Source organism: Novilysobacter viscosus, from assembly GCF_046600715.1.
Taxonomy (GTDB): Bacteria; Pseudomonadota; Gammaproteobacteria; order Xanthomonadales; family Xanthomonadaceae; genus Lysobacter_C; species Lysobacter_C viscosus.
This window is the reverse complement of record NZ_JBJMAV010000008.1, coordinates 90,548-101,314: the sequence shown is the minus strand read 5'-3', so window position 1 is coordinate 101,314 and position 10,767 is coordinate 90,548. Positions and strand designations below refer to the sequence as shown.

At 70.0% G+C, this 10,767-nt stretch carries 10 protein-coding genes and 4 tRNA genes; 2 read left to right on the top strand and 12 right to left on the bottom strand.

Features of this window, described 5'->3' with window-relative positions; all coding sequences use genetic code 11:
• The 12 genes from ACJQWL_RS12080 to ACJQWL_RS12025 all read right to left on the bottom strand — a co-directional run.
• A partial coding sequence (locus tag ACJQWL_RS12080) for a GTP-binding protein (protein WP_411300923.1) occupies nucleotides 1–603 on the bottom strand: 603 nt, incomplete at its 3' end.
• A 51-nt stretch (nucleotides 604–654) separates the two neighbouring features.
• Nucleotides 655–730: transfer RNA gene (locus tag ACJQWL_RS12075), tRNA-Thr, on the bottom strand.
• A 36-nt stretch (nucleotides 731–766) separates the two neighbouring features.
• A tRNA-Gly gene (locus ACJQWL_RS12070) sits at nucleotides 767–840 on the bottom strand.
• 68 nt (nucleotides 841–908) lie between these two features.
• Nucleotides 909–994, bottom strand: a tRNA-Tyr gene (locus ACJQWL_RS12065).
• Nucleotides 995–1,138: 144 nt separating this feature from the next.
• Nucleotides 1,139–2,230: a redox-regulated ATPase YchF gene (ychF, locus tag ACJQWL_RS12060; protein ID WP_330969916.1), complete on the bottom strand. Its 1,092-nt coding sequence runs from the start codon at nucleotides 2,228–2,230 to the stop codon at nucleotides 1,139–1,141.
• Nucleotides 2,231–2,306: 76 nt separating this feature from the next.
• Nucleotides 2,307–2,888, bottom strand: a complete 582-nt coding sequence (gene pth, locus ACJQWL_RS12055) for an aminoacyl-tRNA hydrolase (RefSeq protein WP_330969917.1) — start codon at nucleotides 2,886–2,888, stop codon at nucleotides 2,307–2,309.
• A 59-nt stretch (nucleotides 2,889–2,947) separates the two neighbouring features.
• A complete protein-coding gene (locus ACJQWL_RS12050; protein WP_330969918.1) occupies nucleotides 2,948–3,604 on the bottom strand; it encodes a 50S ribosomal protein L25/general stress protein Ctc in 657 nt (218 codons plus the stop codon).
• Nucleotides 3,605–3,707: 103 nt separating this feature from the next.
• A complete protein-coding gene (locus ACJQWL_RS12045) occupies nucleotides 3,708–4,667 on the bottom strand; it encodes a ribose-phosphate diphosphokinase (RefSeq protein WP_330969919.1) in 960 nt (319 codons plus the stop codon).
• 60 nt (nucleotides 4,668–4,727) lie between these two features.
• Nucleotides 4,728–4,804, bottom strand: a tRNA-Gln gene (locus ACJQWL_RS12040).
• 95 nt (nucleotides 4,805–4,899) lie between these two features.
• The gene (ispE, locus tag ACJQWL_RS12035) at nucleotides 4,900–5,826 is read right to left on the bottom strand and encodes a 4-(cytidine 5'-diphospho)-2-C-methyl-D-erythritol kinase (RefSeq protein ID WP_411300922.1); all 927 of its coding nucleotides are present in this window, start codon (nucleotides 5,824–5,826) and stop codon (nucleotides 4,900–4,902) included.
• Nucleotides 5,823–6,506 (bottom strand): lipoprotein insertase outer membrane protein LolB, encoded by a 684-nt coding sequence (gene lolB / locus ACJQWL_RS12030; protein ID WP_330969920.1) that lies wholly within the window; start codon nucleotides 6,504–6,506, stop codon nucleotides 5,823–5,825. Before lolB ends, ispE begins: the two co-directional genes overlap by 4 nt.
• Nucleotides 6,503–8,161: a tetratricopeptide repeat protein gene (locus tag ACJQWL_RS12025; RefSeq protein WP_411300921.1), complete on the bottom strand. Its 1,659-nt coding sequence runs from the start codon at nucleotides 8,159–8,161 to the stop codon at nucleotides 6,503–6,505. The genes lolB and ACJQWL_RS12025 overlap by 4 nt, the downstream gene beginning before the upstream one ends.
• 121 nt (nucleotides 8,162–8,282) lie before the next feature.
• On the opposite strand from ACJQWL_RS12025, the gene hemA reads away from it, so the two are divergent.
• Together hemA and prfA are read left to right on the top strand one after the other, a co-directional pair.
• Nucleotides 8,283–9,614: a glutamyl-tRNA reductase gene (gene hemA, locus ACJQWL_RS12020; RefSeq protein WP_330969984.1), complete on the top strand. Its 1,332-nt coding sequence runs from the start codon at nucleotides 8,283–8,285 to the stop codon at nucleotides 9,612–9,614.
• A 56-nt stretch (nucleotides 9,615–9,670) separates the two neighbouring features.
• Entirely contained in the window at nucleotides 9,671–10,756 is a 1,086-nt protein-coding gene (prfA, locus tag ACJQWL_RS12015; protein WP_330969985.1) for a peptide chain release factor 1, read from the top strand.
• The last annotated feature ends 11 nt before the right edge of the window (nucleotides 10,757–10,767 follow it).

Sequence of the window (10,767 nt, the reverse complement as noted above, 5' to 3'; positions counted from 1 at the left end):
GTAGGTGTCCAGCGCCTCCACCAGCTTGATGATCGCCGGCACGCCGATGTCGCTCTGGTCGCCTTCCAGCGCCTTCAGCGCCGAACCGTGGATGATCGGGGTGTCGTCGCCCGGGAAGTCATACTTGCTCAGCAGCTCGCGGACTTCCATCTCCACCAGCTCCAGCAGCTCGGCGTCGTCCACCATGTCCGCCTTGTTCAGGAAGACCACGATGTACGGCACGCCCACCTGGCGGGCCAGCAGGATGTGCTCGCGCGTCTGCGGCATCGGGCCGTCAGCGGCCGAACACACCAGGATCGCGCCGTCCATCTGCGCGGCACCGGTGATCATGTTCTTCACGTAGTCGGCGTGACCCGGGCAATCCACGTGCGCGTAATGGCGGTTCGGGGATTCATATTCCACGTGCGCCGTCGAGATCGTGATGCCGCGCGCCTTCTCTTCCGGCGCCGCGTCGATCGAGGAGTAATCCTTGAACTCGCCGCCGAAACGCTCCGCGCCCACCTTCGTCAGCGCCGCCGTCAGCGTCGTCTTGCCGTGGTCGACGTGACCGATCGTGCCGACGTTCACGTGCGGCTTGGTGCGCTCGAACTTACCCTTGGCCATGGCTGCTTCTCGTTGGTGGTCGTACCGCTGCAGGCGTACGTTTCATTGGAATGGTGCTCACGACTGGAATCGAACCAGCGACCTCCTCCTTACCAAGGAGGTGCTCTACCGACTGAGCTACGTGAGCGAAGCTGTCCAACAGGCGGATCGTCGCGGCGTTCAATGGAGCGGGAGACGGGAATCGAACCCGCACCATCAGCTTGGAAGGCTGAGGTTCTACCGTTGAACTACTCCCGCGCCGGACAAACCTGCTGGGTTACTGCAACCGGAGGCTGGTAAGGCGACCGGGGTACCGCGTCCTGATCTGGTGGAGGGAGGTGGATTCGAACCACCGAAGGCGTAAGCCAGCAGATTTACAGTCTGCCCCCGTTGGCCGCTTGGGTATCCCTCCAAAAGAGCCCGCAATTCTGGCGCCGCGCCGATGGGAAGTCAACGTTTTTGCTTGCCGGCCCCATTGACGGCCGCCGCGGGCGGCGGGGCGGACTGAACAGGGCACCCCGGCCCGAACGCCAGGGCACGGCGGCGCAGGTCTGCGCTAGACGTTGAACCGGAAATGCAGCACGTCGCCTTCCTGGACGCGGTATTCCTTGCCTTCCAGGCGCAGGCGGCCGGCCTCGCGGGCACCGGCCTCGCCCCGGTAGCGGATGAAGTCTTCGTAGCCGATCGTCTCGGCGCGGATGAAGCCCTTCTCGAAGTCGGTGTGGATGACCGCCGCGGCCTGCGGGGCGGTCGAGCCACCCTTCACGGTCCAGGCGCGCACTTCCTTCACGCCGGCGGTGAAGTACGTCTGCAGGCCCAGAAGCTTGTACGCGGCGCGGATCACCCGGTTCAGGCCCGGCTCGTCCAGGCCCAGGTCGGCCAGGAAGGTGTCGCGGTCGGCGTCATCGAGCTGGCTCAGCTCCTCTTCGATCGCGGCCGACACCGGCACCACCTCGGCACCTTCGCTGGCGGCACGCGCGCGCACCGCATCAAGGTGCGGGTTGTCCTCGAACCCGTCCTCCAGCACGTTGGCCACGTACATCACCGGCTTCGCGGTGAGCAGGAACAGGTCGCGGATGGCCACCTTGTCGTCGTCCGAGAGTCCCAGCGCGCGCACCGCCGTGCCGTCGCCCAGGCCCTTGGCCAGCCGGGCCAGCACCTCGACGCGCACCTTGGCGTCCTTGTCGCCGGTCTTGGCGGTGCGCTCGGCCCGCTGCAGCGCCTTTTCAACCGAATCCAGGTCGGCCAGCGCCAGCTCGGTATCGATCGTTTCGATATCGGCGATCGGATCGACCTTGTTGTTGACGTGGATGACGTCGGGGTTCTCGAAGCAGCGCACCACGTGGGTGATCGCGTCGACCTCGCGGATGTGGGCCAGGAACTTGTTCCCCAGTCCTTCGCCGCTGGCCGCACCGGCCACCAGGCCGGCGATGTCGACGAACTCCACCGCGGTCGGGATGACCTTCTGTGGCTTGACGATATCGGCCAGCGCGTTCAGCCGCGGGTCCGGCACGGGCACCACGCCCACGTTTGGCTCGATGGTGCAGAACGGAAAGTTGGCCGCGGCGATACCCGCCTTGGTCAGCGCATTGAAGAGTGTGGACTTGCCGACGTTCGGCAGGCCGACGATGCCGCATTTGATGCCCATGGACGCAAATTCCGGGAACGGAGAATCGGGAATGGGGATTGGAGGCTCCGCGCCGCCAATCCCCATTCCCTATTCCCTAGGCCCTGCTGGTATGCAACCGCTTCATCGCCTCGTTGAAGTCGCCGGCCACCGCCAGCGGCATGACCTGGATGGCCTCGTCGATGGCACGCAGGATGCACGCCTCGTCGTCCTGCCCCGGCCGGCCCAGCACCCACGGGGTGACACGGTCCTTGTGGCCGGGATGGCCGATACCCAGGCGGAGCCGGTGGAAGCCCGCATGTCCCAGCAACCGGATGGTGTCGCGCAGGCCGTTCTGGCCCCCGTGGCCACCGTCGAACTTGAGCCGCGCCGCGCCGGGCGGCAGGTCCAGGTCGTCGTGTGCCAGCAATGCCTGGTCGGGCTCGATCTTCCAGTACCTCAATGCGGCCATGACCGACTTGCCCGAGAGGTTCATGAACGTGGCGGGCTTGAGCAACCACACCGCCTCGCCGGCGATCTGCACCTTGCAGGTCTCACCGAACAGTTTTGAATCCAGACCGAAACGCCCGCCCAGCTGTCCGGCCAGGGCGTCAACAAACCAGAACCCGGCGTTGTGCCGGGTTCTGGCGTGTTCGGGCCCGGGGTTGCCGAGCCCGACGATGAGGCGCAAGCCTGCCATCGAAGACGAAGCAGAGCCGGCGGCCGGGCACCCGGCAAGGGTGCCCGGACCGCATCGGCTTACTCGTCGTCCTTCTCGACCTTGGCCGCCGGCACTTCGGCCGGCTCGTCCGCGGCCACCGCGGTTTCCTCGATCTCGACGCGGCCGGCGCGTGCGACCACGACGGCGACGTCGTGCTCCTTGCCCAGCTTGAGCTCCGGCACTTCCACGCCCTTGGGCAGCTTGATCTCGGACAGGTGGATGGTCTGGCCCAGGGTCAGGTCGGCCAGGTCGACCTCGATGAACTCCGGCAGGTCCTTGGGCAGGCAGCTGATCTGGACCTCGTTGAGCTCGTGGGTGACCACGACGTCGGCAGCCTTGCCGGCCGGCGAAGCGTCCTCGTTGAGGAAGTGCAGCGGCACCGCCACGCGGATGGCCTGCTTGGCGTCAACGCGCTGGAAGTCCAGGTGCAGGATCAGCTGCTTGTACGGGTGGCGCTGCATGTCACGCAGCAGCACCTTCTCGACCTTGCCCTCGATGTCCAGGTCAAGGATGGAGGCGTAGAACCACTCGTGCTGGCTGGCCAGCCAGATCTTCTCGTGGTCGAGCTGGATCGGCATCGGCTCGGACTTGCCGCCGTAAACGATGGCCGGGATCGAAGCGGCATGGCGCAGGCGGCGGCTCGCACCCTTCCCCTCGACATTGCGGCTCGTGGCCTTGATGGTGTGTTCCGACATTTCAATTACTCACTTTTACTTCGATGTTCCGCCTCGCGGCGGTGGGGTGACTCACCCGCGACCAGGTGAGTCGAATTCGTTGCCAACCGTTGCCGGGACCCGGTCAGTCCACGTAGAGCGAACTGACCGACTCGCCGAATGCGATGCGGCGGATGGTCTCGGCCAGCAGCTCGGCGACGCTGAGCTGGCGGATCTTGGAGCAGGCGCGGGCCGCTTCGGTCAGCGGGATGGTGTCGGTGACCACCAGCTCGTCGAGCTGCGACTTGCCGATGTTGTCCATCGCCGCACCCGACAGCACCGGGTGGGTGCAGTAGGCCACGACCTTCTGGGCGCCCTGCGCCTTCAGCGCGGCCGCCGCGGCGCACAGGGTGCCGGCGGTGTCGACGATGTCGTCAACCAGAACGCAGGTCTTGCCTGCGACATCGCCGATGATGTTCATCACCGTGGCCACGTTGGCGCGCGGGCGGCGCTTGTCGATGATCGCCAGGTCCGCGTCGTCCAGCCGCTTGGCGATCGCACGGGCGCGCACCACGCCACCCACGTCGGGGCTGACCACGATCAGGTTGTCGGTGCCGTGCGCGCGCCAGATGTCGGCCAGCAGCAGCGGCGACGCGTAGACGTTGTCGACCGGCAAATCGAAGAAACCCTGGATCTGGTCGGCGTGCAGGTCCACCGTCAGCACCCGGTCGCAGCCGACCGCGCCGAACATCTTGGCCGCGACCTTGGCGGTGATCGGCACGCGCGAGGACCGCGGCCGGCGGTCCTGGCGGGCGTAGCCGAAATACGGCACCACCGCCGTCACGTTGCTGACCGAGGCGCGCTTGAGCGCGTCCACCAGCACCAGCAGCTCGACGAGGTTTTCGGCGCTCGGCGCGCAGGTCGGCTGGATCACGAACGCCTCCTGGCGGCGCACGTTCTCCTCGATCTCGACCTGTACCTCGCCATCGGAGAACCGCCCGACCAGCGCCTTGCCCAGGCGGATGCCCAGTTCCTTGCACACCGCGTCGGCCAGCGGCCGGTTGGCATTGCCGCTGAACACCAGCAGGCTGCGATCGTTCTGCACGTGTGGATCTCCGCTTCGCTCTGACCGTGGCGGGTGGACCGGCGCAGCGCCGGCGTGATGTGGCAGGGGCGGCAGGATTCGAACCTGCGAATGCCAGGATCAAAACCTGGTGCCTTAGGCCTCTTGGCGACGCCCCTGTGTTGTAAAGCGAGCTACTTGGGAGGCCTCCAGCGGCGCCCATGGCGGCCAGCATCGGACCCTCTAACCTGGCTGCCGCGGCCGCCTCCGGTGGTCAGGAGGCCTGCAAACGACTGCGATCCCACGCAGCGCACGCGCGATGCAGTGGGGAGCGGTCCGCGCCGCGCGCCACCCAGGCCCTGGGGCCGGACGGCAGCTCCGCCAGGGCGGCCAGCGCCGCCTCACGCGTGGCGAACTCCACGAAGCACCCGCTGCCCGAACCGGTCAGGCGCGCCTGGCCGACCTGCGACAGGGCGGTCAGGGCGGCGTCCACGGCGGGCTCGCGCCTGCGCAGCACCGGCTCGAACGCGTTCCCGAGGGGCACGCCCGAAACGAAGTCGGCCATTGTCGCGGGCGCCGCATCCCGCGTCAATTCAGGGGCTTGGAACAGGGCTGCGGTCGGCACGTGCACGCCGGGGTCGACCAGCAGGTACCACGCCGGCGGCAGGTCGATGGGAGCCAGCCGCTCGCCGATCCCCTCGGCCCAGGCATTGTCGCCATGGACGAAGACCGGCAGGTCCGCCCCGAGCTGCAATCCCAAGCGGGCGAGGTGGCCGGCGCCCAGGTCACAGCGCCACAGTCGGTCCAACGCCACCAGCACGGTCGCGGCATCGGACGACCCACCACCGAAGCCGCCGCCGGCCGGAATCCTCTTTTCGATGACGATGTCCACGCCTTCGCTGACTTTCGCGTGTGATTGCAGGAGTTTGGCGGCACGAACCGTCAGGTCGTGCTCAGCAGGCAGGCCGGGCAACGGGGGTGCCTGCCGCGCCACCTGTCCGTCCGGGCGAACACGCAGGCCCACCCGGTCGCCCCAGTCCAGCATCCGGAACACCGTCTGCAGGGCGTGGTAGCCGTCCTCGCGCCTGCCGGTGATGCGCAGGAACAGGTTGAGCTTGGCCGGTGCCGGCCACCACGACCAGGCATCGCTGCCGGCGACGTGGTCCAGACCGGCGTTGCCCGCGCCCTGCCCCGGCTTCATCGCACCGACGGGTCCGCCGTGCCGTCGTCCGCGGGCGGGTTGCCCGACCATGCGTCGACGAGCAGGCGCACCCGGGCCTCGCCCCGGCTGGCGTCTAGCCGGCGCGGCAGTGCCAGGCCGGACCCCGCGCCAACGGCGTCGGGCCACAGGTAATCGATCACCCAGCCGCCCTGGTGCAGGCGCGCCAGGCGACCGCTGGCGTCGAACTCCAGTCGCGCCGGCCCTGCGGACTGCGCACGCATCCCGCGCACCCAGTCCGAAAGCGCCCCCACCGGAATCGCCCAGCCGGTGGCTTCGAGCAGCAACTGCTGCGCGTCGGGGCCGGCGCGGGGGCCACCCTCGACGCCTTCCAGCCGTGCACCCCCGGCGTCGGCGCTGAGCCGCCAGCTCTGCCGGGTCACCGGCGCACTCAGCGAAATCTCGTACGCCTGTCCGCGCTGGGTCCAGTCGATCCGGCCGCTGCCGCCCTTGCCGTCGTTGGACACCGCGATGCGGCCTTCCAGCGACCATGCATCCTGCGGCCGCAACGCGGCTTCACGCGCGGCCTGGCGGGCCTGCGCGGCAGCCTCCTCGGCAGGGGGAAGGGCGGTGCGCGTGGGCTGTACCGCGCAACTCGACGCCAGCAGGGCGGCCGCGATGGCCACGATGAAGAAACGGGAGGGGGTGCGTCTGGGCGTCATGCGCCGGTCTTCTCCAGTGCGCGCTTGAGGGCGCGGTTGTCGGCGTCGATGCCGCGGGCCTCTTCGAAGTAGCGGCGCGCCTCGTCGCGGCGGCCCATCTCCCACAGCACTTCGGCCACGTGTGCGGCGATTTCGGCATCCTTCTGCAGCGCATACGCGCGGCGCAGCTCGACCAGGGCCTCCTTGTTGCGGCCCAGCCGGAACAGCACCCAGCCGTAGCTGTCGATGATCGCCGCGTTGTCGGGCGCGGCGGCGCGGGCGCGATTGATCAGCTCGAGCGCCTCCTGGTAGCGGTCCGTGCGGTCGGCCAGCGTGTAACCCAGCGCATTGAGCGCGGCGACGCTGTCGGGCTCGGCCACCAGGATGCGGCGGAAGTCGGCTTCAGCGCGCGCGATGTCGTCGCGTCGCTCCCAGCTCAGCGCCCGGGCATACAGCACCTCCGGCTCATCCGGGAAGGCGGCCAGCGCACGGGCATAGGCGTCCATCTCGGCCTCCGGCTCGCTGTCCTTGTCGCGCAGCGTGGCTTCCAGCAGGTAGGCATCTCGCCGCACCATCTCCGGCGCATCGGCATTGTCCTGGATGGTGGACAGCGCCGTGTAGGCATCCACGGACCGGTCCAGTTCGTGCAGCACGTTGGCCTCGCGCAGTTGCGCCTGCCAGCGTTGCGGGCCGCCGGGAACGCCCCGGTACCACTCCAGCGCCTCCTCGTGCAGGTCGAGGAATTCAGCGACCTGCCCCAGCAGCAGCCGGCGCTGGGGGTCGGGGCGGGCCGCGTCGCGTGCCAACTCCCGGTACAACGCTTCCAGCGCGGCCTTGTCGTCGGCGCGCGCCAGCAGCGACGCGCGCAATGCATAGGTCTGGTCGTCCTGCGGGCCGAGGGCCAGGGTGCGCTCCGCCCGGCCCAGTTCCCCGAGCGCGTCGTATTCGCTGGCCAGCGACAGGCGCAGGTCGGCATCGTGGGCGGCCCGGGCGTCGATCACCGCCAGGGCAGCCAGTGCACCGTCCTTATCGCCCGCTTCGCGCAGCTGGCTGGCCCGCAACAGCGCCACGCGGGGCTCGCCGGGGAAGCGCTCGACCACCTCGCCGACGATGCGCTCGGCCAGCTCGGGTGCGTCGACGCGCTGCGCCAGGCCGCCGAACGCCAGCCACGCCTGCAGCTGCGGGGGGATGGCGTCGCGATCGAGCAGGTAGCCCAGCAGCCCCGCCGCCTGCTCGGGGTCGCGGGCGCCCACCCCCAGCACGCCCAGGGCCTGGCGCCAGCCGTCCGGGGTGGCCATCAGGCCCAGCAGGTGGCGCCGCGCGGCGCGCTCCTGGCCGCGGCGCATCGCCAGCGTCGCCTCGGCGGCCAGCAGCTCGGCGCCTTCGCCGCCCTGTCGCCGCCACAGTTCCAACGCGCGCTCGGCGCGGTCGTCATCCTTGGCCAGCAGGGCGATGCGCGTCGCGCGCTCCGACAGCAGCGGGTCCTCGCCGGCCTCGGCCGCCTCCAGGTAGCCGCGGGCGGCCTCTTCCAGGCGCCCGGCCTGCAGCGCGAACTCCGCGGCGAGCAAAGGCTCCAGGGCGCGGACGGTGGGATCGCTTGCGCTTGCCGGCGGCAGCCAGGCTGCTGCAAGCAGGGTCGCCGCCAGCACGGCGGCCCGGGTTCGGATCAGGGGCATCGACATCACCAGGGACGGGGACCGTGCGCAACCCGCTCGGTGCGGGCGGGCGGGCCGGTAGAATGTGGGCTTTGGCGGCCAGCAGCTTATCGCAAGCGCCTGAACGGAATTCGCCCTGCCCGTGACCCTGTTCGTACTCGGCATCAACCACCAGACCGCGCCGGTCAGCCTGCGCGAGCGCGTGGCGTTCTCCGCCGACGCGGTGCCGGCGGCGCTGGCGTCGTTGCGGGCGCTGCCCCCTGTGCGGGAAGCCGCGCTGCTGTCGACCTGCAACCGCACCGAGATCTACGCGCTGGCCGAGGACGACGGGCAGGCACTCGCGCACTGGCTGGCCACCCACCCTGACGGCAGCGTGGGCGTGGACGACGGCAATGGCCTGCATGCCTACCTGTACCGCCACCGCGACGCCGACGCCGTACGCCACCTGTTCCGGGTCGCCACCGGGCTGGACTCGCTGGTCCTGGGCGAACCGCAGATCCTCGGTCAGGTGAAGGATGCCTGGGCAATCGCCCGCAGCGCCGGGACCCTGGGCGGGCGCCTGGACCGGCTGTTCCAGCAGGCCTTCGCCACGGCCAAGCGTGCGCGCACCGATACCCGCATCGGCGCCAACCCGGTGTCGGTGGCCTCGGCCGCGGTGCGGCTGGCGCAGGAGTCGTTCGCGCGGCTGGAAGACTCCACCGTGTTGCTGGTCGGCGCCGGTGAAACCATTGAACTGGCTGCCCGGCACCTGGTGCAGGCGCGGCCCCGGCGCCTGCTGGTGGCCAACCGCACGCTGGCCCACGCGCAGGACCTGGCCACCCGCCACGGTGGCGTGGCACTGCCGCTGTCGGAGCTGGACAAGCACCTGCACGAGGCCGACATCGTGTTGACGGCCACCGCAAGCCGCGAGCCGATCCTGCTGCGCGCGCAGGTCGCCGCCGCGCTCGCGGCGCGCCGCCACCGTCCGATGCTGCTGCTGGACCTGGCCGTGCCCCGCGACATCGCCGCCGACGTGGCCGGGCTCAAGGACGTGTTCGTCTACACCGTGGACGACCTGGAGCGCGCCATCGAGGACAACCGCCGCAGCCGGCGCGAAGCGGCCGCCGCGGCCGAGGCGATCATCGAACTGCAGGTGGCGCGTTTCGTGGAGTCGCTCGCGGCCGGCAGCCGCACCGAGCCGCTCAAGCGCCTGCGGGCGCATGGCGAACTGGCGCGTGCCGAGACGCTGGCCAAGGCGCGGCTGCAGCTGGCGGCTGGCGAGTCGCCCGAAGCGGTGCTGGACTACCTCGCGCATACGCTCACCAACCGCCTGTTGCATGCGCCGACCGTGGCCTTGCGCGAGGCTGCCTTGAGTGGCAATGCGGAACTGGCGCGCGCGGCGGACCGGCTGTTTCCGGCGCCAGGCGTGGGAACCGGCAATGCGGACCCGGGAGCCGGCGCGGCCGGCGCACCGGCGTCGGGTCGCAGGCGTTAGCGGGCGCAGCCCGACTTGATCGCGCCGCCCGACCCCGCACCCGGATCCTTCTTGCCATGAACCCTTCCCTGCGCCGAAAGCTCGAAGCCCTCGCCGAACGTCGCGAGGAGCTGGAGCGCCTGCTCGCCGACCCCGGGGTCGCCAGCAACGCGGCGCGCTTCCGCAGCCTGTCGCGCGAGTTCGCCCAGCTTGAGCCGCTTGCCACCGCGCTGGGCGACGAGGCGCGCGCGCGCAACGACCTGGCCGCGGCGCAGGCGATGCGTGGCGACCCCGAACTGCGTGAGCTGGCCGAGGAGGAAATCGCCGCGGCGACCCTCCGCCTGGAGGACCTGGACCGCCAACTCATGGCGCAGCTGGTGCCCAAGGACGCGCGCGATGAAGGCGACATCTACCTGGAGGTGCGTGCCGGCACCGGCGGCGACGAGGCGGCGATCTTCGCCGGCGACCTGTTCCGCATGTACGCGCGCTACGCCGAGCGCCAGGGTTGGCGGGTGGAGGTCGAATCGTCCAGCCCCGGCGAGCACGGTGGCTTCAGGGAGGTGATCGCGCGGGTGGAAGGGCGCGGCGCGTATTCCCGCCTGAAGTTCGAATCCGGCACCCATCGGGTGCAGCGCGTGCCGGAAACCGAATCGCAGGGCCGCATCCACACCTCGGCCGCCACCGTGGCCATCATCCCGGTCGAAGCCGAAGGCGAGCCGATCGAGCTCAATGCGGCCGACCTGAAGGTCGACACGTTCCGCTCGTCCGGCGCGGGCGGCCAGCACGTCAACAAGACCGACTCGGCGATCCGCATCACCCACTTGCCCAGCGGGATGGTGGTGGAGAGCCAGACCGAGCGCAGCCAGCACGCCAACCGCGACAAGGCGATGAAACGGCTGGCGGCGATGCTGGCCGACGCCCAGGCGGCCAAGGCCGCGGCCGCGCAGGCCGAGTGCCGCAAACTGCAGGTCGGTAGCGGCGACCGCAGCCAGCGCATCCGCACCTACAACTTCCCGCAGGGGCGCATCACCGACCATCGCGTGGACGGACTCACGCTGTACGACCTCCCCAACGTGCTCACCGGCGAGCTGGACGCGCTGGTAATGCGGCTGCAGCAGGAACACCAGGCCGACGAGCTCGCCCGCCTCACCGGCGATGCCTGAAGCCGGCAAGT

Coding starts and splice junctions, on each gene's coding strand:
- ACJQWL_RS12050 (WP_330969918.1), bottom strand. CDS start 3,604: ATGTCGGAACACACCATCAAGGCCACGAGCCGCAATGTCGAGGGGAAG.
- ychF (WP_330969916.1), bottom strand. CDS start 2,230: ATGGGCATCAAATGCGGCATCGTCGGCCTGCCGAACGTCGGCAAGTCC.
- lolB (WP_330969920.1), bottom strand. CDS start 6,506: ATGACGCCCAGACGCACCCCCTCCCGTTTCTTCATCGTGGCCATCGCG.
- ACJQWL_RS12025 (WP_411300921.1), bottom strand. CDS start 8,161: ATGCCCCTGATCCGAACCCGGGCCGCCGTGCTGGCGGCGACCCTGCTT.
- pth (WP_330969917.1), bottom strand. CDS start 2,888: ATGGCAGGCTTGCGCCTCATCGTCGGGCTCGGCAACCCCGGGCCCGAA.
- ispE (WP_411300922.1), bottom strand. CDS start 5,826: ATGAAGCCGGGGCAGGGCGCGGGCAACGCCGGTCTGGACCACGTCGCC.
- prfA (WP_330969985.1), top strand. CDS start 9,671: ATGAACCCTTCCCTGCGCCGAAAGCTCGAAGCCCTCGCCGAACGTCGC.